Here is a 22,647-nt window from a genome sequence, read left to right on the forward strand (position 1 = left end):
TGTGTTAATTGATCGATTAATGAATCCCACCGATGCGATTAAAACGCACACCAGTAGGAATCCATGTTGGAAGTACACTGTCTGAACCACGTTCGAATTCGAAGCTGATCCAAATAGCAACGGCCTTACCAACAAGGTTTGCTTCAGGGACAAAGCCCCAGTAACGGCTATCGGCACTGTTATCACGGTTATCACCCATCACAAAGTACTGGCCTTCTGGAACGACCCACTCGTTAACACCATTGCGAGGCTGGTATGCTTGTACACGATCACGACGTAATGGGTTAACTAAAATTTGGTGCTCTACGTCTCCAAGCTGTTCATTCAGCTGAATCAGAGGCACACCATCTTGAACAAATTGGCTTTCTTCAACGTTACTTAGTTTCACTGGCTCACAGCTACTTGTACCCTTCGCTTGAATACAGATCTCTTTACGACTGCTGTAACGAATTGTGTCACCCGGCATACCAATAACACGCTTGATGTAGTCGATGTTAGGCTGAGGTGGGTACTTAAATACGATTGAATCACCACGCTCTGGTTTGCCCGTTTCTACCAATTGAGTGCGCCATACAGGGTCTTTTAGACCGTACGCGTACTTCTCTACCAAGATGAAATCACCAACCAAAAGGGTTGGCATCATCGAGCCAGAAGGGATTTGAAACGGTTCATAAATAAATGAACGCAGAACCAAAACAAATGCAATTACCGGGAAAATGGACACACTGTTCTCAACCCACCAAGGCTGAGCCGTAACTTTTGCGCTGGTTTCAGCGTCTAGGCCATTCGATTGTGCTTCAACGTCAGCCAGTTTTTGTTGGCGCTTCTTCGCCCACACAAACTTTTCCAACGCCCATACAATGCCAGTCACTAGAGTTACGATCACTAAGATAAGCGAAAATGTATTAGCCATTGATATCCCTTAAATTTCATTTCTTTAAAAATAACGAAAGTGAAAGAATAGCGAGCTACTCTTTCACTTTCAATTATTCGTTTAATGCTGGATGAAGTTAGTCTTTACCAACATGAAGAATCGCTAAGAATGCTTCTTGAGGCAGTTCAACGTTACCGATCTGCTTCATACGCTTCTTACCTTCTTTTTGTTTCTTAAGAAGTTTCTTCTTACGACTGATATCACCACCGTAACATTTTGCGATTACGTTCTTACGCAGCTGTTTCACTGTAGAACGAGCAATGATGTGGTTACCAATCGCTGCTTGAATCGCGATATCGAACATCTGACGAGGGATGAACTCTTTCATCTTCTCTACCAGTAGACGGCCACGAGACTGAGCAATGTCTTTGTGCGTGATGATAGCCAGTGCATCAACCGTTTCGCCATTCAACAATACGTCTACACGAACCATGTTTGATGGCTCGTAACGTTGGAAGTTGTAATCCAATGATGCGTAACCGCGAGACGTCGACTTCAGACGGTCGAAGAAGTCTAGAACTACTTCTGCCATAGGAAGATCGTACGTCACAGCAACTTGGTTACCGTGGTACACCATGTCTACTTGTACGCCACGCTTCTCAACACAAAGTGTGATTACGTTACCTAGGTAGTCCGAAGGTACTAAAATATTACAGCGTGCAATTGGCTCACGAATTTCTTCTAGGTCATTAACCGCTGGCAATTTAGCCGGGCTATCAACGTAAAGAACCGTTTTATCTGTTTTTACAACTTCATACACTACTGTTGGAGCAGTTGTGATTAGGTCTAGGTCGTATTCACGCTCTAAACGCTCTTGGATGATCTCCATGTGAAGCATTCCTAAGAAGCCACAACGGAAACCAAAACCAAGTGCTGCCGAACTTTCTGGTTCGAAGAACAGTGACGCATCGTTCAGGCTTAGCTTGCCTAACGCGTCACGGAAGTTTTCGTAGTCATCAGATGATACAGGGAATAGACCTGCGTATACCTGAGGCTTCACTTTTTGGAAGCCAGGTAGACGTTCAGTGCTGCCGCCCTTTGCAAGCGTCAACGTATCACCAACTGGTGCACCTAGGATGTCTTTAATACCACAAACAACCCAACCTACTTCGCCAGTATTTAGCTCTGTAGTATCGATTTGCTTAGGCGTGAAGATACCTAGACGGTCAACACCCCATACTTGGTCTGTCGACATTACTTTGATCTTATCGTTCTTCTTCAGCTTACCGTTTTTAATACGAACCAAAGAAACTACGCCAAGGTAGTTATCGAACCAAGAGTCAATGATCAACGCTTGTAGAGGCGCTTCAGGATCACCTTCCGGTGGCGGGATGGCCGTTACGATGTTTTCTAGAACATCATCAACACCCAAGCCGGTTTTCGCAGAACAGCGAGTCGCTTCCATCGCATCGATGCCAACGATCTCTTCGATTTCTTCAGCAACACGTTCTGGTTCAGCTGCAGGTAAGTCAATCTTGTTCAAGATTGGCACTACTTCCAGTTCCATTTCAATTGCTGTGTAACAGTTTGCTAGAGTTTGTGCTTCAACACCTTGGCCAGCATCCACTACAAGTAGTGCGCCTTCACAAGCCGCTAGAGAACGAGATACTTCGTAAGAGAAGTCTACGTGTCCAGGAGTGTCGATAAAGTTAAGTTGGTAAGTTTCACCATCTTTAGCTTTGTAATCTAAAGTCACACTCTGCGCTTTAATTGTAATACCACGCTCGCGTTCTATATCCATAGAATCGAGGACTTGAGCTGCCATCTCACGTTCACTTAATCCTCCACAAACTTGGATTAAGCGGTCAGAAAGGGTCGACTTACCGTGGTCGATGTGGGCGATAATCGAAAAATTACGAATGTGCTTCATAGGCTTGGTGTGACTAAACTCTTTGAATAGGGATAATAAGAAAGCCGCGACGCGTCCAATCTACACTCAGCATTGGTGGCGGCATTTCAATCAAGTTGGCAGATTCTACCCAATTTAAGGGCAAGAAGCATCATAAATTAGACGAGAGACTCACCTAGGATTCGAATCAAGACGACTTCTTGCTTGGATTTGTCTTCCATGGGTTTGGCTAACCGCTTCGCTAAGGCAATCCCACCAGCGGTAAACAGTGCTGCACTTAAGATAACAATACCCTCGCCCCCTTGAAGTAAGGGTTGCAACAAGAGTTGTCCAAAACCAGCACCAATCATCAGCATGAAAAGTGGGATTAGATAAACGATGGCTGCCGACTGAAGTAGGCTTTTTTCAGGAAAGCCAATTTCTACGATTTGCCCAGCTTTGACTAAGCTTTTAGTTTTAAGCTGCCAAAACAAAGATTTATTGCCAACTGCCTTGGTCACAATACCCGTGCCGCAACTTTTTTGAGAAGAGCAACTGCTACAACTGGTTTGTTGTTCGCAGCTCAGTTGAACAAAATATTGCTTACCTTTTTGTTCAACTGAGCTAACGGTCGCCAACGCGGTCATCATTGCGCTGGTACCGATTTATTGAATGTAACTGACTGAGCAATACGCTTTGCAGTTGCAGGCGGAATGTCACCAACCACAGAGATTTCTTTGTCGCCAATCACTAAGCTATGCAAGGTTCTACGCCCTTGACGTACCAACTGCCCTTTCAATGAATGTTCGTCTTTATCGGCGATATAAACCGAAAAGCTAAACAATCCATCACTGAAAAGCTGGCTTTCAACCATTTTATCTGTCGCTGCCATTTGATAACGGCTAAGCTCTTTTGACTTAAACCCTTCAGGAATCCAAGAGGCCTGCCAGTTAGTTTCACTCACTAAGCCTTCCGGCAATGATAAGACTTTCGGCAATTGAGCTTGGTTCAATCCCCCCATTGCCTCTGCAATCTTATCGTTCACCACGTAAGAAATAGTGCGGTACTGTTCAAGCACTTCACCGTCACGATCCAAAAGATCGGCACGCAACGGAAGACTGGTTTTTTCATCGACCCAAACTACGTAGGAGTAACGAAGGCCATCTTTTGGCACGACGCGTAATACTTGAGTGGTGCTTCCCGCTTCACGAGAGCGTCCAACTTTTACAAAATCGTAGTACTGGTTCAGAGAGTCAATATCTCGGTTAATCATCGGAATGACAGGTGCAACCATACTGCCAGATTGAATAGTAAATGGCTCAGTACCCGGTTCGATGTAACTAACTTCATTGCCACGTCGAATGACTTCACGAACCGGGCCGCTCAGATAAACAAGGTGTGCAAGTTGTTGATCGTCGTTAACGGCATGACGATAAAGTAGAGGTTCAATACTGCTCTTCTTTATCAATATGTAAGAGAGCTCGTAATTTAGATGCTGACTGGCCTCGTTCATTTGATGCAACAAGGCCTTTGCAGTAGGTTCCTCTGCAAAGGCTGTTGGAGACATCAAGCTGAACAGTGTCAGTGCACTGACCAGGATTTTCTTCATTCAATGTCCGATTCTAGATGTGCATCTTGCATTGGCGATGCATCACTGTTAAGTCTTAGCTGCAGCTCATAATCTTCTAGCATTGCATGAACGCGTTTACGCTGCTCTTGCAAGTTAGCTTCCGATGCCGGCTTTTCAACAGAGTCACGCGTTAAGCTTACTGGTTCCGCAGAACCCGCAAATGGAATCGTCTGGAGTACAGGCAACTGCTCTGGTGCTGCAGGGTCGCTGCCACCATATTGTTGAACACCTAATACAACCACTAATGAAACACACGCTGCCACGGCAACTTGTCCAAACTGTTGTAACCAAGCCGGAAGCTGACGCTTCGCTTGCTGAGGTTTAGGCTGCTCTTCAATTGGAGCAACAGTAGGTTCAACATTCACTTGGTGCAGGTTCGGCATTGCACTATGTGCAGGCTCAGCTTCAAGCGCTGCTGCCACATTGTTAGCAATGTTCCAATCTTGAGTTTCTGGCGCATCCCCACGCATAACATCACCAATTAAATGGTAACTCTGCCAGGTATCCATGCTTTCTTGATCGGATTCGAGATCTACAATGAGAACTTTATCGATCGTTTCACCATCCATGAGTGCCGAAAGCTTTTCTTTATCAGCCATTATTTTCACCATAATTATTACAAGTTCTAGCGTTGCAAAAGAGGTTTAATTTTCTTTTCCACCGCTTCACGAGCTCGGAAAATACGCGAACGTACGGTTCCTACAGGGCAATCCATTACTTCTGCAATCTCTTCGTAGCTCAAACCTTCGAGCTCACGCAACGTCATTGCAGTTTTTAAGTCTTCTGGTAGCGCTTCAATCGCTCCAAAAACGACGTGTTTCAATTCTTTTGACAGCGTTAAGTTCTCAGGGTTCGATATTTCTTTTAACGCGCTGCCAGTTTCGTAATATTCTGCATCTTCTGCATCTACATCTGTTGCTGGCGGCCTACGGCTTTGGGCAACGATATGATTTTTAGCGGTGTTCACGGCAATTCGGTACAACCATGTATAGAAGGCACTCTCGCCACGAAAGTTAGGTATCGCGCGGTAAGCTTTAATAAAAGCTTCTTGTGCTACATCAGGTACATCACCGGAATTATTCACGTATCGAGAGATAAGATTACAAACTTTGTTTTGATACTTAACCACTAGTAAGTTAAATGCCTGCTTATCTCCACTCTGAACTCGCTCAATCAACACTTGATCGGTTAGCTGCTCGTTCATTCGAGCGGGTACTCCTATTGTTATAACCCTCACCTTCACAGATATGGGTACTAATTATGCGAAATGTAGTATTGACACCACCGTCTACAAGAGCACTATTGTGACTAAGCCAAATACCGAAAGTTCCAACTTTCTTAAAATTATTTGCCATTATTGTTTCACAATGTGATGTAATAAAAATAGCTATCCCTATCAATTTGGGGAAACTTGAGCAAAAGCAATGGTATTGAGCAATTAAATATTTCTAGATAGCTGTCTATATATTGATTTTGCATAGCGTTTAAGGATGACTCTGGAGAGATTATAACAGTCTTACCCAAACTCCTAAAACAAGACAAAGTCAATTGAGAGTGGACAACTCGACTATAGCCCGGGATTTAATAAGTTTTATGAACGCAAACCGTGAACATCAGTGTGATGTATTAGTGGTAGGAAGTGGTGCGGCAGGCTTGTCATTAGCCTTACGCGTAGCAGAACATGCAAAAGTAATTGTATTAAGCAAAGGACCACGCAGCGAAGGATCGACGTATTACGCACAAGGTGGTATCGCCGCGGTGTTCGATGAGTCGGACAGTATTGAGTCTCATGTAGAGGATACTCAAATTGCTGGGGCTGGGTTATGTGAAGAAGATACAGTTCAATTCATTGCTGAAAATGCTAAAGAGTGTGTGCAATGGCTGATTGATGGTGGTGTTCCATTTGATAAAGATGAGAACAGCACAGAAGGCCAACCAAAATATCACCTCACTCGAGAGGGTGGCCACAGCCACCGTAGAATTCTGCACGCTGCTGATGCAACGGGCATGGCGATGCAAACCTCGCTGCAAGATAACGTCAACAACCACCCAAATATCGAGATCTTCGAGCGCCACAATGCGCTGGATTTAATCACTGAAGATAAGATTGGTGGTTCGAAAGACAAGGTTATCGGAGCCTACATTTGGAACCGCAACCAAGAACACGTTGAAACCGTGCGCGCTAAGTTTGTTGTATTAGCAACAGGTGGCGCTTCAAAGGTTTACCAGTACACCTCTAACCCAGATGTCTCTTCAGGTGATGGTATTGCTATCGCTTGGCGTGCGGGTTGTCGTGTGGCAAACCTTGAGTTCAACCAGTTCCACCCAACTTGTTTATTCCACCCAGAAGCGCGTAACTTCCTTCTGACGGAAGCATTGCGTGGTGAAGGCGCTTACTTGCGTCGCCCTGATGGTTCAAGATTCATGAAGGACTTCGACGAGCGTGGTGAACTGGCGCCTCGTGATGTGGTTGCTCGTGCGATTGACTTCGAAATGAAGCGTTTAGGCGCAGACTGTATGTATGTAGACATCAGCCACAAGCCTGAAGAATTCATCACTGCGCATTTCCCAATGATCCACACTCGCTTGATGGACTTGGGCATCGATATGACCAAAGAGCCAATCCCTATCGTGCCAGCCGCTCACTACACTTGTGGTGGTGTAATGGTTAATAAGCAAGGTCAAACCGATCTCACTAACTTGTATGCGATTGGCGAAGTGAGCTATACCGGCTTACACGGTGCAAACCGTATGGCTTCTAACTCACTGCTTGAGTGTGTGGTTTACGCATGGGCAGCAGCAAAAGATATCGTTGAGAACATCGACCAATCTCAACTGTGTGCAGAACTGCCAGCATGGGATGAAAGCCAAGTCACTAACAGTGATGAAGAAGTTATCATTCAGCACAACTGGCACGAGCTACGTCTATTCATGTGGGATTACATGGGCATTGTTCGAACGGATAAGCGACTAGAGCGTGCACTGCGCCGTATTCAAATGTTGCAGCAAGAAACTCATGAGTACTACAGCTACTTCAAGGTTTCGAATAACCTATTAGAACTGCGTAACTTGCTACAAGTGGCAGAGCTAATGGTTCGTTGTGCAATGCAGCGCAAAGAGAGCCGTGGCCTTCACTACACGTTGGATTACCCTGAACTTGCTGAAGACAGTGGCCCAACGATTCTGACGCCAGAGAAACGCCAAGCATAATAATTGGTTAAACGTGATTAGCTAATTGGCCGTCAGCAAAAAATAATTAAACGAAAGGGAGCCGAGTGCTCCCTTTTCTTTTGTCTAACGTTTTCTTTTATCTAGCGTGCTCGTTGTAAGTTCGCCAGAAAGTGACGATATTCATGCTCGCAACAGCTGTCGCGCCAAAGCAATACCGAGTGCCCGCACTCAAACTGCAATTTAACAAAGAACTGCGCCCAGATCTTATCAACAGACTTGAGTCGGTAAGTTCGGTCATTGAGTCGAATATCACCATCCTCTTTGTAATCAAACTTCCCATGGGCGCTGTTTAGAGTCACATGGTTGTTTCTGAACAAGCGGATCATTAAAGCTAAGCAATAAAGGCTGGCGGCAAGTGGAATAGAAGACAGGACGATGAAAAACAAAAGGCACCCAAAAATAGTGCCTTTTGCAAATAATGCGGAATACGAAGGGTTAAGCTGAAGCTTAACGAACCTTGCTGAGGTTGTGTGCGACAATTTTATCAACCATTGATGCATGACCTAGGTTTTCACTGCGTCCGTGTCCCATTACCCAAGTAAACAAATCTGGGTCATCACACTCTAATAGAGAAACAAACTCGCGCTGCTCCTGCTCTTGCAATGAATCAAAACACTCTTCGAAAAATGGCATGATGACTACATCAAGTTCTAACATGCCGCGACGGCAACCCCATTTAATTCGTGCTTTCTGCTCTGCAGTGTACATTGGCTATCCTCACCTATAATTTTCTTTCTCGGAGTGTAACAAGTCATACGCCCTGCAACTACTATGTGAGTCACAGTCCCTATCTAAGCTCACAAAAAAACCTAGGCTGACAAAGAAACAGAACCGGATTAACATAGAGCCAAATAAAATTCTTAGGAAAGATAAAATGGATTGGAAAAACACATTTCAGCCACTCGCTCATACGCAAAATGAATCGCTTCCAGAACTGATGATGACACACGTGTCAGACTGGAGCGCAATCACCATGATAGGCGATGACAGAAAGTCGTACCTACAGGGTCAAGTAACGTGCGATGTCGTCACTCTTTCTAATGATGAATCCACGTTAGGCGCACACTGTGATGCAAAAGGAAAGGTATGGAGCATCTTCCGCCTGTTCCATCACAATGGCGGTTACGCACTCATGCAGCCTAAATCTGCGATTGAAGTCGAGCTCGTTGAAATCAAAAAATACGCTGTGTTTTCTAAGGTTGATATTGAACAAACGACAGATGTTGTTATCGGTGTGATGGGCGCGTCTGCGGATCAATACATTGATTCTATTTCAGAAAGCCAAGGTAATGTGCGTACTATCTCTGGTGGTAGCGCGGTTAAAGTCTCTGACAATCGTTGGGCGCTGCTTATTACAGAAGAAGCTGCAGCAACCATAATCTCGAGTAGCTCAGCAGAAAAAGTATCAGAAGCACTTTGGCAATATCATGAAATTATTGATGCTCAACCGAACCTATCGAAAGCAGAGCAAAACGAGCACATTCCTCAAGCGCTTAATCTGCAAGCGATTGGCGGTATCAGCTTTTCAAAAGGCTGTTACACAGGTCAAGAAACAGTAGCTCGTGCTAAATACCGTGGCATGAACAAGCGTGAGATGCGCATTGTTTCAGGAACAACAGCAGAAGTATTGTCTCTAGAGAACCCTATTGAACTAGAGCGCAGCGTGGGTGAGAACTGGCGTGGTGCAGGTCGATTATTAAACGTATATCAATTTGCTGATAACAAAGCGATTGGTTTGATGGTATTGCCAAACAACCTTGATAATGATGTTCAGCTTCGATTGACTGCGCAACCTGATCAAGTATGGAATATCCTGCCACTGCCTTACAGCCTCGAAGACGAGTAATCACGTGGAAACACTGATTACACAATGGCTAGATCAACAGCAGGTGGATTATCGCCTGCTGATGCAAAGCAAACCCACCACCAGCATTGAAGAAACCGCGCAAGAGCGAGGCATCGCCCCATCTCAAATGGTGAAGTGCATCCTGCTCAAGGATATGGGAAACCAATATGCGTTGGCCTGTACAGCAGGCGATCGCTCTGTCGATCCCAAGAAAGTACGCTCAGTGCTGAATTGCCGTCGAATGACCTGCGTATCACTCACCGATGTGGAATCCATCACCGGCTTTAAGGTTGGTTGTGTCGGTCCGCTTGCTCTAAAGAGGCACATGCCGATCATTTTTGATCCTTCCATTCAGAACAACTCAACCGTGACCATTAGCTCTGGTGATCGAATGGCAGGTGTTGCACTTGATCTCGAGGATCTTATGGCGTTATGCGCGCCAATCGTTGCAGAGATCAGTCGATGATCCATTCTAAGACGTAATTGATCGCAAACCTTCTTTAAATTTTTCATTAGATACATATTTAGTGTGAACTTCGTCATAAGAAGAGTACACCCTTAATAAATAGTTACTCAAAATAAAAGCATAAGTAGTCACAAAGTTAAATTTGCGTTATTGTGAATTTACTGACTAGCTATTAAGCAAATCAGTACAAGTGAATCCACTGAGTAACATCAGTATCCACTTTTGTGTAATGCATCTGTGACTATTCGCCCGTTTTAGACGGGCTTTTTTTTGTCCAAAATTTACAATTTGATTACACAAACAAAAAAATCCCGCCTATTCTTATACTTGTAACATTATCACTGCTTAATACCGAACAGGAAAGTTCACGGCAGTTCACTACTCAGTATTATTTTGGGGAGGAGCTCACGTAAAAATAGATATTTACTGAAGAAAGTGCTTAGAACAGCACAAATATCTAATTAACGTCAACTCTACTGCATATTACTCCATGCTTATCACAATTATTATCTCGGAGTTTTTCTATAATATGCAGGCTAGGTAAATATAAGGATAATTAAGAATGAGACTGTTTAAGCGCTATACACCGAGTATGATTGCTAAACATGTAAGTCGACTTTTCAAAGGACGAATCTACATTTACGGCGTAGGAAAATTTGAGTTTGATAACGGTAAGCTAGTGCTACCAGACCGAGCAGAAAAACGTCACTTTCAAACAGTGAAAGAAATAAATAGTGAAATCATGAAACTGCGCTGCGCGTACGCATGACCTGATTACCTACAGAATTAAAAACAAAAAGGGTTGGCATAATGCCAACCCTTTTTTCGTATCAATGATGATTCGATAAATCACCAGAACACTATGTCACTATCTATGAGTCACTGGTCGCTTAGCTAAGTCAGGAAGATTACCTGACAAACCCAGTGCGCGCTTCATGATCTCATCTTTCGCACCCGGTAATTGGCCAGCAAGCTTCATACCGATACCACGAATCAGCTTCTTAGCTGGGTTATCGCCTTCAAACAGATCTTTAAAGCCCTGCATTGAAGCTATCATCTTCGCAGCCTCTGCTTTTCTCCAGCGCTCGTAGCCGCGAAGATTACGCTTGGTGCCAATGTCCTCACCCGCAGACCATAGCTTTAACAGCTCTTGTGCTAAGCTTGCTGCGTCTAATAAGCCAAGGTTAACGCCCTGCCCTGCTAATGGATGAATGGTATGAGCAGCATCACCAACCAAAGCCACACGCTCTACCGCAAAGTCACGCGCATAACGCATGCGGAGTGGGAAGGCAAAACGGTCACCAACCACTTCGCACAGTCCGAGCTTTGAGTCGAACTCTGACGTTAGCTGTTTATTAAAATCAGCCTCTGACATTGATACAAGCTTCTCGGCACGATTAGGCTCCGTAGACCAAACAATCGAGCTCATGTGGCTTGGTTGCATTGGTAGGAATGCCAATGGGCCTTGAGGTGTGAATATTTGACGAGCAACGCTGTGGTGCGGCTCTGTGGTTTTGATGTTCGCGACAATCGCACTGTGGCCGTAATCCCAATGTGTTAATGGGATATCTTGCTGCTTACGAACCCAAGAGTTTGCGCCATCTGCTCCAACAACCAGCTTAGCAGTCAGAGCTTGACCATTGTCCAATGTTAACCAAGCTTCACTTTCACCAATCGCCATCGTTTTACACGTTGCGGGCATATACAGGCTGACATTGTCTTGCTTCTTAACCTGATCAAGCAGCGCTAATTGAATCACACGATTTTCAACGATATGACCCAAGTTCGGCTGAGCCAAGCGTGTCGAGTCAAACTCAATACGAGCGAAGCTGTCTTGCTCCCACACTTCCATCGCTTGATATGGTGCAGCTCGTCTTTGTTCAATGCCTTGCCATGCCCCTAGGTTACGAAGAATCACTTCACTAGAACGACTCAATGCAGACACGCGTACATCAGGCAGCTCGCTCAGCCCTTCACTAGGCGCTCTGCCTTCAATGACAGCAATTCTTAGGTCACTGTCTTTCAAGGCAGCAGCAAGCGCTAGGCCAACCATGCCACCACCAACAATCGCGATATCAACACTTTGCATCATTATTTATTACCTTATCTTTCTACTAGGCCAAGCGTATGACGCAAAAGTGGACCTTTAAGTGGTGGAAGGTTATCTATTACGGCTAACCCAAGATTACGCCCAATGCGAGCGGTCATAAAATCGTTTGAGAACAGATGAACTAGGCTTGAAGTCAGCGTGATCGTTGCGTCTCTGTCTTGTTCTCTACGCTTTCTAAAGTTAACAAGACCATTGTAACGACCCACATCATCCAACTGGCGACATAACTCTTCTGCCAAGGAAGCCACATCTCGGATACCAAGGTTAAAGCCTTGCCCCGCAATTGGGTGGAGCGTTTGAGCGGCATTGCCAACAATAGCAAATCGATGAGAGATATTTTGCTGTCGATGACGAAGAATCAGTGGGTAACTAGCACGCTTGCCGACTTTCTCTAATCGACCAAGTCGCCAGCCAAAATCGTTCTGCAGCTGCTCAAGAAATTCGTTGTCGTTTAGCGTCATCACTTTTTGTGCTTGCTCTGGTGTCAAACACCAAACCAGCGATAAACGGTTGTCACTCATCGGTAATAGAGCAACTGGCCCATGGTGAGTAAAACGCTCAAATGCGCGACCTTGGTGAGGTTCACTCGCCACGATATTGGCAATCACAGCAACTTGCTCAAAGTCGTGCTCACTCAATGAGATATTGAGCTGTTGGCAACAGGTTGAGATTGCACCATCAGCTGCAACCAATAACTTAGTCGTTATGGTTTGCCCACTTGTCAGTTCAATCGTCGTCAACGCTTCTTCACGTTCAACTTTACTGACAGACTCAGGGCAAAGCATGGCAATTGCCGCTTCTGATTCAAGTTTCTGTTGATAGATTCGCCCCACATCGGCTAACTCGACCACGTAGCCAAGCGCATCTACAGCAAGCTCTTCACTGTAGATGTCTGTCATTCCGGCATGTCCTCTATCCGAAACATGGATATCTTTAATCGGGGTCGCTACTGGAGCGATAGATTGCCACAACTGCAAAGAATCCAGGATCTGCACCGTGCCATAGGACAAAGCAATCGAACGAGAATCAAACCCTGGATGAGCTTGATGATCAACCTGATAAGGCTCCACTACCGCAATCGACAATGAACCTTGGCTTAGGTGATTCAAAGCAAGGGCTAAGGTTGCCCCTGCCATTGCGCCACCAGCAATTACAACATCATACTGAGCCATCATAACCTCAAACCGGCCAACTAATTAATGAATGGTTGGCGCCGCATCTTCAGATGGGCGTGCACCGAATTCAGCATGAATCGTTAGTGCACACGCTTTTACGTGCTCAATAACGTGTTCTAGAAGTTGTGCTTGCTCTTCCAGATCATCTTCTTCATCAATGCCTAGCTTCGCCATCTCTTCAAGATCCGCCAACGCTTCTTTGGTGCCTTCAGACGCTTTGTTCAATTGAGCCCCAACAAGCCCCAAACCAGAAATGAAATGGTTAATCCAATCAGACACACCATCAGCAAGATCAAACACGCTCGCGCTTGCATCTTCATCCGGCAGTAACATAGACAGTTCCATACCTGAGCCTGTGATTTCACTGGTTGTAACTTTCAATGTTGCTTCCGCTAGCGTTAGCGCGCGATCTGGCCAGCCCATGCCTTCATTGGTGTAATCGAAGATCAGTGGTTGCCAGCTTTTATCTGCAAGGTTTAAGCCTCCGCTTAACATACCCGTTAATAAACCATGCATCTCAGCAGGGGTTACGGCTAGACTTGCCGATTGAAGTTCAGTCGCAACCGTTAGGTAGTCAGGTAAAGTAGTTTCGCTCATCAGATAGCTCGCTCAGTTATTCTTTATATCGATAGTATAATCGTACCACTTCACCCCAATTCTGGTAAGCATCGATCCCCAGCAATTGAAGGATGACTGACTATCAATTGTTCAATTTGCTGAATTACTGTGTGCTCAAGCTCTCATTTACAAACAGTCACTCTGAAAAGCTTGAATCTTAATAGCGGTTTACCTATAGTTTCTCCCTCAGAGGAGATTGCTTCCTCATCGGTACTTGCACTTTTTCTTTCTCAAAAAATGGCGAAGGGCAACAGCCTTAAAATAGCGCGTTAAAGAGTTCATCCATCATGAGTAATCAAGCGGTAGACGTTGAAATATTAGGAAAACTGACTCGAGTGAATTGTCCACCAGGGCAAGAAGAGTCATTGATTGCAGCGGCGGCCGATCTTGATAATCGATTGAAAGAGATGGCTGAACGTACTAAGGTAACCAATGAAGTGAAGCTGCTAACGATCGCAGCTCTGAATATTTGTTATGAGCTACAAACCAAGAAGTTTGAAGCAAACGACGAACAAAACGCACTGACCGAGCGAATGGAACAGCTCACGACATCACTTTCAGATGTCCTCAGTAAAGTTAAGCACGGACAGCAATAGCGTACACAAAATTTACCCTGGAGTGTTTGTCAGAGGATTCACGTCCCCGAGCCGATAAGCAATCCCTAAGGGTTAGTACTTGAGTGCTATTGAGCATGCTCGGTCCGCCGAGAAGCCTACGGTAATCATTGCTGATCCGCCTTGAACTCGCTGGTTCAAGGGCCATCTATTCTCAACGGCACTTTGGGGTATCCCTTCTTATGAAGACGCTCACACGCAGCGAATTTCGCAAACAGATCCGTATCAAGCGCAATGCCTTATCTGGCGACCAACAAACTCAATCCGGTATAGACTTAGTTAAGCAGTGTTCTCAACTCAATGAGATTCAGTCTGCTCAGCATATCGCTCTTTATATTTCCATTGATGGCGAACTCGATACCCAGCCTTTAATCGAATGGTTATGGGCGCAAGGTAAGCAAACTTATTTACCAGTATTGCACCCCTTCTCTGCCGGACACTTGCTGTTTCTGCACTACTCGCCAACAACACCGACGGTCTTGAATAAATACGGTATTGTCGAACCTCAGCTCAATCAGATGCTGGTTAAACCTTGCCAGCAACTCGACCTTATTCTTACGCCCCTTGTCGGCTTTGACTCTCAAGGGCATCGCTTAGGCATGGGCGGCGGATATTACGATCGCACCTTGGCGAAGTGGTTCGAGACGGGCAATGGCGCAACACCTATTGGCCTTGCTCACGATTGCCAACATGTCGATCGCTTACCAATTGAAGGTTGGGACATTCCGTTACCTAAAATCGTGACTCCGAGTAAAACTTGGCAATGGGAAAACAACCATTAAAGCGCTATAATCGCGCCGCAAACGTTAACCTCGATACCAAACGTTAACTTCAATACGCGAACGATTAATTCAAAGCGCAAGACCTTATTCAGGAGAATGGCATGACTCAAGATGAAATGAAAAAAGCAGCTGGCTGGGCAGCACTTCAATATGTTGAAGAAGGCAGCATTGTAGGTGTAGGTACTGGCTCAACAGTAAATCACTTCATCGACGCACTTGGCACAATGAAAGACAAAATCAAAGGTGCGGTTTCAAGCTCTGTAGCCTCTACTGAAAAACTAGAAGCACTAGAAATCAAAGTATTTGAGTGCAACGACGTATTCAAATTAGACATCTATGTTGATGGCGCAGACGAAATTAACGCTTCACGCGATATGATCAAAGGCGGTGGCGCAGCTTTGACTCGTGAAAAAATCGTAGCGGCTATCTCTGATAAGTTTGTGTGTATTGTTGACGGTACTAAAGCCGTTGATGTGTTGGGTAAATTCCCACTACCGGTTGAAGTAATCCCAATGGCACGCTCGTACGTTGCTCGTGAATTGGTTAAGCTTGGTGGTGACCCAGTTTACCGCGAAGGCTGCACAACAGATAACGGCAACGTGATCCTAGATGTGTACGGCATGGCGATCGAAAACCCGAAACAACTAGAAGATATCATCAATGGTATTGCTGGTGTGGTAACGGTTGGTCTGTTCGCTCACCGTGGCGCTGATGTGGTTATCACTGGCACGCCTGAAGGTGCAAAAATCGAAGAATAAATAATGGAAGATTGAGTTTTTCTGTTACTTCATTACATACGGTGCCCTAGGGCGCCGTTTTTTTTGCTTTATTGCTGTAAAATTATGTCTTATTCCGTAATTTTCTTACCCAAAACATTTTTTTTTTGTTACTTTATTGTTCAGAAGACGCACAGGGAAAACGTTTGTCTCCTAACAAAGTGGTGAATTTGTTCCCCTTTCAGCCATTTTGTAGCACGTGCGCCGCATTTGCCCAACCTTTCCATTTTAAGGACGAGAACAATGGCCAAAGTTTCACTGGAAAAAGAAAAAATAAAAATTCTACTTCTAGAAGGTCTTCACCCTTCTTCTGTAGAAGTACTGCAAGCCGCTGGTTACACAAACATTGAGTACCACAAAGGCTCGCTACCGGAAGATGAACTTCTTGAAGCAGTTAAAGATGCTCACTTCATTGGTATTCGTTCTCGCACTAACATCTCCCAAGAAGTTATTGATGCAGCTGAAAAACTGGTTGCTGTTGGTTGTTTCTGTATTGGTACTAACCAAGTCAACCTTCAAGCAGCAGCAAAACGCGGTATCCCCGTGTTCAACGCACCGTTCTCAAACACTCGAAGCGTTGCTGAGCTCGTTCTTGGTCAGATTTTATTACTACTGCGTGGCATTCCAGAAAAGAACGCTCTTGCTCACCGTGGTATCTGGAAAAAGAGTGCAGACAACTCTTACGAAGCTCGTGGTAAGCGTTTAGGTATTATAGGTTACGGTCATATCGGTACTCAGCTGGGTATTATTGCGGAAAACCTTGGTATGCGCGTTTACTTCTACGACATTGAAAACAAACTGTCTTTGGGTAACGCTACGCAAGTTCATACCATGACGGAACTACTGAACAAGTGTGACGTAATCTCTTTGCACGTCCCTGAAACTAACGAAACAAAAGACATGATGGGTAAGGAAGAATTCGAGCGCATGAAGCCTGGTTCTATCTTTATCAACGCAGCTCGTGGCACGGTAGTCGATATTCCTGCTCTGTGTGGCGCTCTGGAGTCTGGTCACCTTGCTGGTGCGGCTATTGACGTCTTTCCAACAGAACCCAAAACCAATGCAGACCCGTTTGAGTCGCCATTAATGCAGTTCGATAACGTGATCCTAACGCCTCACGTGGGTGGTTCAACTCAAGAAGCACAAGAGAACATTGGTGTTGAAGTTGCTGGAAAATTAGCAAAATACTCTGATAACGGCTCTACACTATCAAGTGTTAACTTCCCAGAGGTATCACTACCACTGCATACTGGCACGTCTCGTTTATTACACATCCACGAAAACCGCCCAGGTATCCTAACTCAGATCAACACCATCTTCGCTGAAGAAGGGATCAACATCGCGGGTCAGTACCTACAGACTGCGGCTGATATGGGTTATGTAGTTATTGATGTAGAAGCCGATCGCTCAGAAGAAGCACTGCTTAAACTGAAAGAGATCGAAGGCACAATCCGTGCTCGTCTTCTTCACTAACCATCGCACTCAAAATGCATAAAAAAGGCTCTCATGATGAGAGCCTTTTTAGCATTTGGCCTATCGTAGGTAATTAGATCATCATGATCCAAAACCTTCTATGGCGTTATCATTACTCTTCGATCTGGTAGATCACATTCACGCGATCACGAATGGTGATCGTTGAGTCTTCATAAGAGTTCGATTCTGTTCTTGCATCCATCGCCATTGAGCGCATGAGTACAGGCTGAGAAGATTGGGCGTTGTAGTCCACGCGCCATACATCACCCAACTCACGTTCAAAACCACTCGCTAATGATTTAGCTTTTGATGTCGCATCTTTAATGGCTTCTAAGCGCGCCTGCTCTTGATACTTAGCTTGGTCGCGAACTTGAAGCTGGATGTTATCGATCTGATTAATGCCCTGGCCGATAGCAATATCCATATACTCGTTTAGATTGGCGAGTTCATTCACTTGAACGGTCACATTACGCGAGGCGCGGTAGCCAACCAGTTCCGGTTTACCATCTTTTGGATAGTGGTATTGAGGAGATAAATACAGGTTCGAGCTGTGTACACTCGCCTCATCGACACCCGCTTGGTGCAGCTTATTTAGAAAGCCCGTTACCACTTTATCAACAGTATTTTTAGCCTGTTCAGCGGTCATCGTCGATTCCACGACTCTCACAGAAAATGTCGCCATATCTGGTGTCGCGATCACTTCACCATAGCCTGTCGTTGAAATATGCGGAAAGGATGGAGAGTCTGCCAATGATGGAAAACTCACAGCACTCAACGCCGCAGTAAGAGTAAGAGACGTTGCTAACATCTTTGGTACAAGCTTCATTAGGTATGACCTATGCTAAACAAATGTACTTTCATCATAGAGCAATTTATCGTTTAGCCAATCCAGAGCACGCACTTCTAACAGAACTTTGACGCTGAAAAAACCAACAGCTTACTGAGGTAAGTGATTGTGAGCAAAACTTAATATCGCTTGGGATACCTCTTTTAACATCCCACTTTCGAGCTGCCAATGGTGCCAATAGATGCGATAAGACAGCAGAAAGCCAGGGGTAATATCAATCAGAGCACCAGACTCTAGCTCGTCGATGATCTGTAATCGAGGAATCAGACAGTAGGCAACCCCCGATAATGCTAAGCGCACGAATGCTTCTGAACTGCCGACTGTATGATTGATCACACTGTCTCTCGGTACGTTAAAATGATCATGCAGAAACTTCTTATGCAGATCATCGTATTGATCATAGGAAACCGCAGGCGCTTTGCTTAAAGTGGCGTAGTTTACGCCCTCTGCAAAGTAACGCTGATGAAAATCAGGGCTAGCCACACACACATAATCCATCCTGCCGAGATAGTCGGCACTGCAGCCTGGAATCGCTTGAGACTCCAAACTGATTGCACCTGCCACCTCGCCACTTTTTATCTTTTCAATGGTTCTCGACTCACCATGAATCGCGAGGTTCAACTCGACTTGGCGAGATTTCATCACATCCGACAAAGCCGGTAGCAGCCATGTCGCCAAACTATCAGCGTTGGTGGCTATGGATATAGATAGTGGCTGAGTTCCTTCTTCATTCATCAACTCAGGTACAAGTTCGTGCTCTAACAACCGAACACGACGATATAAGCCCAGTAATTTTTTACCCGCAGGCGTTGGCCTAGGCGGGCTTTCTCTCACTAAGGCAGGCTGAGCCAACCACTTTTCCAGCTGTTTGATGCGCTGAGATATCGCCGACTGGGATATATATAACTGCTCAGCAGCCCTTTCGAAGCCACGTTGTTTTACTACGGCATCCAGTGCTTCTATCCATTTATAATCCAATCCGCGCATCAATTTGCTTCCTTTTTAAGCTATCTCACCACCACATTAGCAACTCTAATAATAGATTAAAATCATTAATTATACTTATTTAAAGGGGCGGAGTATCTTCGCCATATAGCACGTAAATATCGTTAAATAAGTGGAGGTTAAAATGAGTTTTTGGGTTTTATTACAAGGTTTTGGTCTAGGGGCAAGCATGATTATCCCTATTGGCGCTCAGAATGCGTACGTCCTAAATCAAGGGATAAAGCGCAACCACCATTTAACCACCGCGACAATCTGTAGCCTGCTCGATACCCTGTTTATCTCATTGGGTATCTTTGGTGGCGGTGCGATTCTGTCGCAAAATGAATTGCTACTCACCTCAGTGACGTTAGGCGGCATCGCTTTTCTAACCGTGTATGGTTTGTTATCACTGCGCAGTGCATTTAAAGCACCCTCAAGCGAGGAGTCGAAAGGAGAGATACTGGCTCGCGGTAAGCGCACCGTTATTTTGGGTGCATTGGCGGTTACAGTATTAAACCCTCACCTCTATTTGGATACCGTGGTGATTCTTGGATCGATTGGCGGGCAGTTTGAAGGTAACGACAGAATTGCGTTTGCTATCGGGACCATCTTAGCTTCGTTCGTCTGGTTTTATTCTTTGTCATTGGGCGCAGCAAAGCTAGGTCCAACACTATCTAAACCGAATGTTAAGAAAGGCATTGATATCGCAGTAGCAACTATGATGTTTGCTATCGCAGCGGTACTCGCCAATGGACTTATTGAGCAGTATTGGTAGAAATAATCTGAAAATATAGCTCCAAGAAAAAAGGCGGATAACCTAAGTTATCCGCCTTTTTATTCAACTTGTCGAAGCTTTATTAGCCCTCAACTTTGTTCATGTGAACATCCATTTGTGGGAATGGAATTTCGATACCCTCTTTATCCAAGCCTTCTTTGATTGCTTGCATTAAGTCGAAGTAAACATTCCAGTACTCTGCAGTGCTAACCCATGGGCGAACCACGAAGTTAACTGAAGAGTCAGCAAGGGTGTGAACACCTACTTGAACGCCTGGTTCTTTCAACACGCGCTCATCAGATTCACAGATCTTAGTCAGTAGTTCTTTGGTCTTTTGTAGATCAGCACCATAAGAAACACCGATCATTAGGTCGATACGACGCGTGTCATGACGAGAGTAGTTCGTGATTGGGCTGCCGATAACGCTGCCGTTTGGTACCACAACCATTTTGTTATCAGGTGTTGTTAGAACAGTTTGGAAGATTTGAATTGAATCAACTGAACCCGCCACACCACCGATTTCCACGTAGTCACCAGACTTGAATGGACGGAATGCAACAATAAGTACACCAGCAGCAAAGTTAGATAGTGAGCCTTGCAGTGCAAGACCAACGGCTAAACCAGCCGCACCAATAACAGCAACTACAGATGCCGTTTGAACGCCTAAACGACCAAGTGCAGCAATTAAAACAATAACAAACAATAAGTAACGAACTAAACCGTGAATAAATTCCACAACCGCTCGGTCCATCTTCTTCTTCTGAAGAACCTTAGCCACGCTATTCGCTACAGCTTTAACAATTAGGTTACCAATAAATAAAATTATCAGTGCTGAAATAATATTTACGCCATATTGGATAAATAGATCTGAATTATTTGTTAACCACTGCTCTGCTTGAGATAAACCATCCACAAGCGGAGTTTCAATTACTGTCGAACTATCAGCCATAATGTGCATCCTCTATATAATATGCTATGGGCTAAACTGCCTTAAGCCTAATTTACCCTGCAATATAAGAAACAGTTCAATTACCGTTAAGTCATTGTGTTAAAAGTAAATTAAAGCCAAGTCCTTTTTATAAACTAAACCAAGTTCAGTTTTTCGGCACGATATCCTATCTTTGATAGATTGCAAAGTCATATTTATGTAAGCTTTTGAATTATTAAAACTTACCGATAAACACAAATACCGATAACTAAAAGACTACGAAATTTATTCACCGCACGCTAGGTTTTTCACATAATTAATACAAGTTTTTATCAGACATAAAAAAACCCGCTCAATGAGCGGGTTTTTAAAACTTAAAGAGTACTTAATTCAAAGAATTATAGTACGTCTACAGCGTTAAGGTCAGCAAATGCTTTCTCTAGACGAGCAACCATTGAAGCTTGACCAGCACGTAGCCATACGCGTGGATCGTAGTACTTCTTGTTTGGAGCAGCTTCGCCAGTTGGGTTGCCAATTTGACCTTGTAGGAAATCGAAGTTGTCAGCAGAGTACTGACGGATACCGTCCCAAGTTGCCCACTGTGTATCAGTATCGATGTTCATTTTGATAACACCGTAGCCGATAGACTCTTGGATTTCTGCTTCAGAAGAACCAGAACCACCGTGGAATACGAAGTTTAGAGCGTTAGGTGCGATACCGAACTTCTCTGCACAGTATGCTTGAGAATCACGTAGGATAGTTGGAGTAAGTACAACGTTACCAGCTTGGTAAACACCGTGTACGTTACCGAAAGAAGCAGCGATAGTGAAACGTGGGCTAACAGCCATTAGTTTCTCGTATGCGTATGCTACGTCTTCTGGAGAAGTGTAAAGCTCAGATGCGTCCATATCAGAGTTATCTACGCCGTCTTCTTCACCACCAGTACAACCAAGTTCGATCTCGATTGTCATGTTCATTTTAGCCATGCGCTCTAGGTACTTAGCACATGTTTCGATGTTCTCTTCTAGAGACTCTTCAGAAAGGTCTAGCATGTGAGAAGAGAATAGAGGCTTACCAGTTTGTGCGAAGAACTCTTCACCAGCGTCTAGTAGACCGTCGATCCATGGAAGAAGTTTCTTAGCAGCGTGGTCAGTGTGTAGAATAACTGGAACACCGTAAGCTTCAGCTACAGCATGTACGTATTTTGCACCAGCTACAGCGCCAAGAACTTGTGCGCCTTGACCTTCAAGTTTAACGCCTTTACCTGCGAAGAATGCAGCGCCACCGTTAGAGAACTGAACAACTACTGGAGCTTTAACTTTAGCAGCAGCTTCTAGTACTGCGTTTACAGAGTCAGTACCAACAACGTTTACAGCAGGAAGAGCAAATTTGTTTTCTTTTGCTACTTCAAATACTTTCTGTACGTCATCGCCAGAAATCACACCAGGTTTTACAAAATCGAAGATCTTAGACATGGAAATAGTCCTATTTATTCTATCGTTTTAAGATTAAAAAACTTAAGTTCAAAAACTTGCAATCGTTTGCTCACAACTTATGCCATTCTAGCAAAAAAGTGTGATATTCAGCAAACGTTAAAAGGCGAGATTCGCATCTCGCCTTTCTAAATCAA

General features: G+C 44.6%; 24 protein-coding genes and 1 other RNA gene. 10 read left to right on the forward strand and 15 right to left on the reverse strand.

Annotated features, from left to right (window positions below):
- Positions 1-16 precede the first annotated feature (16 nt).
- From lepB to rpoE, 6 genes are all read right to left on the reverse strand, one after another.
- Entirely contained in the window at positions 17-913 is an 897-nt protein-coding gene (gene lepB, locus L4C44_RS14625) for a signal peptidase I (protein ID WP_428805299.1), read from the reverse strand.
- A gap of 97 nt (positions 914-1,010) precedes the next feature.
- Entirely contained in the window at positions 1,011-2,804 is a 1,794-nt protein-coding gene (lepA, locus tag L4C44_RS14630) for a translation elongation factor 4 (RefSeq protein WP_017059045.1), read from the reverse strand.
- Between the two features lie 137 nt (positions 2,805-2,941).
- The gene (locus L4C44_RS14635) at positions 2,942-3,412 is read right to left on the reverse strand and encodes a SoxR reducing system RseC family protein (protein WP_048605807.1); all 471 of its coding nucleotides are present in this window, start codon (positions 3,410-3,412) and stop codon (positions 2,942-2,944) included.
- On the reverse strand, positions 3,409-4,371 hold the full coding sequence (rseB, locus tag L4C44_RS14640) for a sigma-E factor regulatory protein RseB (protein ID WP_146490599.1): 963 nt from the start codon (positions 4,369-4,371) through the stop codon (positions 3,409-3,411). Before rseB ends, L4C44_RS14635 begins: the two co-directional genes overlap by 4 nt.
- Positions 4,368-4,991: an RseA family anti-sigma factor gene (locus tag L4C44_RS14645; RefSeq protein WP_327783508.1), complete on the reverse strand. Its 624-nt coding sequence runs from the start codon at positions 4,989-4,991 to the stop codon at positions 4,368-4,370. Before L4C44_RS14645 ends, rseB begins: the two co-directional genes overlap by 4 nt.
- A 26-nt stretch (positions 4,992-5,017) precedes the next feature.
- Entirely contained in the window at positions 5,018-5,596 is a 579-nt protein-coding gene (gene rpoE / locus L4C44_RS14650) for an RNA polymerase sigma factor RpoE (protein WP_428805300.1), read from the reverse strand.
- A gap of 389 nt (positions 5,597-5,985) precedes the next feature.
- On the opposite strand from rpoE, the gene nadB reads away from it, so the two are divergent.
- Positions 5,986-7,602 (forward strand): L-aspartate oxidase, encoded by a 1,617-nt coding sequence (nadB, locus tag L4C44_RS14655; RefSeq protein WP_048605812.1) that lies wholly within the window; start codon positions 5,986-5,988, stop codon positions 7,600-7,602.
- Positions 7,603-7,703: 101 nt separating this feature from the next.
- Here the strand turns inward: nadB and L4C44_RS14660 are convergent, their stop codons facing one another.
- Both L4C44_RS14660 and L4C44_RS14665 read right to left on the reverse strand, forming a co-directional pair.
- A complete protein-coding gene (locus L4C44_RS14660; protein ID WP_371714150.1) occupies positions 7,704-8,123 on the reverse strand; it encodes a protein YgfX in 420 nt (139 codons plus the stop codon).
- Positions 8,071-8,331 carry an FAD assembly factor SdhE gene (locus tag L4C44_RS14665; protein WP_004735374.1) on the reverse strand — a complete coding sequence of 87 codons (261 nt, stop codon included), beginning with the start codon at positions 8,329-8,331 and terminating at the stop codon, positions 8,071-8,073. The genes L4C44_RS14660 and L4C44_RS14665 overlap by 53 nt, the downstream gene beginning before the upstream one ends.
- 166 nt (positions 8,332-8,497) lie before the next feature.
- On the opposite strand from L4C44_RS14665, the gene ygfZ reads away from it, so the two are divergent.
- The 3 genes from ygfZ to L4C44_RS14680 all read left to right on the forward strand — a co-directional run bounded on the left by ygfZ (position 8,498) and on the right by L4C44_RS14680 (position 10,704).
- Positions 8,498-9,469, forward strand: a complete 972-nt coding sequence (gene ygfZ, locus L4C44_RS14670; protein WP_428805301.1) for a tRNA-modifying protein YgfZ — start codon at positions 8,498-8,500, stop codon at positions 9,467-9,469.
- A 4-nt stretch (positions 9,470-9,473) separates the two neighbouring features.
- Positions 9,474-9,935 carry an aminoacyl-tRNA deacylase gene (locus L4C44_RS14675; RefSeq protein WP_428805302.1) on the forward strand — a complete coding sequence of 154 codons (462 nt, stop codon included), beginning with the start codon at positions 9,474-9,476 and terminating at the stop codon, positions 9,933-9,935.
- A gap of 562 nt (positions 9,936-10,497) precedes the next feature.
- Positions 10,498-10,704 carry a DUF1107 domain-containing protein gene (locus L4C44_RS14680; protein WP_009847660.1) on the forward strand — a complete coding sequence of 69 codons (207 nt, stop codon included), beginning with the start codon at positions 10,498-10,500 and terminating at the stop codon, positions 10,702-10,704.
- A 99-nt stretch (positions 10,705-10,803) separates the two neighbouring features.
- Here L4C44_RS14680 and L4C44_RS14685 read toward each other — a convergent pair whose 3' ends face one another.
- The 3 genes from L4C44_RS14685 to L4C44_RS14695 are packed head-to-tail and all read right to left on the reverse strand — an operon-like array spanning position 10,804 to position 13,817.
- On the reverse strand, positions 10,804-12,027 hold the full coding sequence (locus L4C44_RS14685) for an FAD-dependent 2-octaprenylphenol hydroxylase (RefSeq protein ID WP_428805303.1): 1,224 nt from the start codon (positions 12,025-12,027) through the stop codon (positions 10,804-10,806).
- An 11-nt stretch (positions 12,028-12,038) separates the two neighbouring features.
- Positions 12,039-13,217: a 2-octaprenyl-6-methoxyphenyl hydroxylase gene (ubiH, locus tag L4C44_RS14690; RefSeq protein WP_428805312.1), complete on the reverse strand. Its 1,179-nt coding sequence runs from the start codon at positions 13,215-13,217 to the stop codon at positions 12,039-12,041.
- 24 nt (positions 13,218-13,241) lie between these two features.
- Positions 13,242-13,817, reverse strand: a complete 576-nt coding sequence (locus L4C44_RS14695) for a YecA/YgfB family protein (protein WP_019826273.1) — start codon at positions 13,815-13,817, stop codon at positions 13,242-13,244.
- Positions 13,818-14,125: 308 nt separating this feature from the next.
- On the opposite strand from L4C44_RS14695, the gene zapA reads away from it, so the two are divergent.
- From zapA to serA, 5 genes are all read left to right on the forward strand, one after another.
- Entirely contained in the window at positions 14,126-14,434 is a 309-nt protein-coding gene (zapA, locus tag L4C44_RS14700) for a cell division protein ZapA (protein WP_004735366.1), read from the forward strand.
- 11 nt (positions 14,435-14,445) lie between these two features.
- A non-coding RNA gene (gene ssrS / locus L4C44_RS14705) (6S RNA) lies at positions 14,446-14,628 on the forward strand.
- A 6-nt stretch (positions 14,629-14,634) separates the two neighbouring features.
- Positions 14,635-15,234, forward strand: a complete 600-nt coding sequence (locus L4C44_RS14710; protein ID WP_123924172.1) for a 5-formyltetrahydrofolate cyclo-ligase — start codon at positions 14,635-14,637, stop codon at positions 15,232-15,234.
- A 101-nt stretch (positions 15,235-15,335) separates the two neighbouring features.
- Positions 15,336-15,992: a ribose-5-phosphate isomerase RpiA gene (rpiA, locus tag L4C44_RS14715; protein ID WP_048605825.1), complete on the forward strand. Its 657-nt coding sequence runs from the start codon at positions 15,336-15,338 to the stop codon at positions 15,990-15,992.
- A gap of 261 nt (positions 15,993-16,253) precedes the next feature.
- Positions 16,254-17,483 carry a phosphoglycerate dehydrogenase gene (gene serA / locus L4C44_RS14720; RefSeq protein ID WP_050646169.1) on the forward strand — a complete coding sequence of 410 codons (1,230 nt, stop codon included), beginning with the start codon at positions 16,254-16,256 and terminating at the stop codon, positions 17,481-17,483.
- Between the two features lie 112 nt (positions 17,484-17,595).
- Here serA and L4C44_RS14725 read toward each other — a convergent pair whose 3' ends face one another.
- Positions 17,596-18,309: an oxidative stress defense protein gene (locus L4C44_RS14725; protein WP_048611414.1), complete on the reverse strand. Its 714-nt coding sequence runs from the start codon at positions 18,307-18,309 to the stop codon at positions 17,596-17,598.
- A 111-nt stretch (positions 18,310-18,420) separates the two neighbouring features.
- The gene (locus L4C44_RS14730) at positions 18,421-19,317 is read right to left on the reverse strand and encodes a LysR family transcriptional regulator ArgP (RefSeq protein ID WP_055319632.1); all 897 of its coding nucleotides are present in this window, start codon (positions 19,315-19,317) and stop codon (positions 18,421-18,423) included.
- 142 nt (positions 19,318-19,459) lie between these two features.
- Here L4C44_RS14730 and L4C44_RS14735 point away from each other — a divergent pair, with 142 nt between their 5' ends.
- Positions 19,460-20,089, forward strand: coding sequence for a LysE/ArgO family amino acid transporter (locus tag L4C44_RS14735; RefSeq protein WP_146490595.1), 630 nt, complete (start codon positions 19,460-19,462; stop codon positions 20,087-20,089).
- Positions 20,090-20,171: 82 nt separating this feature from the next.
- On the opposite strand, the gene mscS is transcribed toward L4C44_RS14735, so the two are convergent.
- Together mscS and fbaA are read right to left on the reverse strand one after the other, a co-directional pair.
- Complete coding sequence (gene mscS / locus L4C44_RS14740) at positions 20,172-21,038, reverse strand: small-conductance mechanosensitive channel MscS (RefSeq protein ID WP_146490594.1); 867 nt, start codon at positions 21,036-21,038, stop codon at positions 20,172-20,174.
- 377 nt (positions 21,039-21,415) lie between these two features.
- Positions 21,416-22,492 carry a class II fructose-bisphosphate aldolase gene (gene fbaA / locus L4C44_RS14745; RefSeq protein WP_010435694.1) on the reverse strand — a complete coding sequence of 359 codons (1,077 nt, stop codon included), beginning with the start codon at positions 22,490-22,492 and terminating at the stop codon, positions 21,416-21,418.
- Positions 22,493-22,647 lie beyond the last annotated feature (155 nt).

This window comes from Vibrio satsumensis, assembly GCF_050337435.1.
Taxonomy (GTDB): Bacteria; Pseudomonadota; Gammaproteobacteria; order Enterobacterales; family Vibrionaceae; genus Vibrio; species Vibrio satsumensis.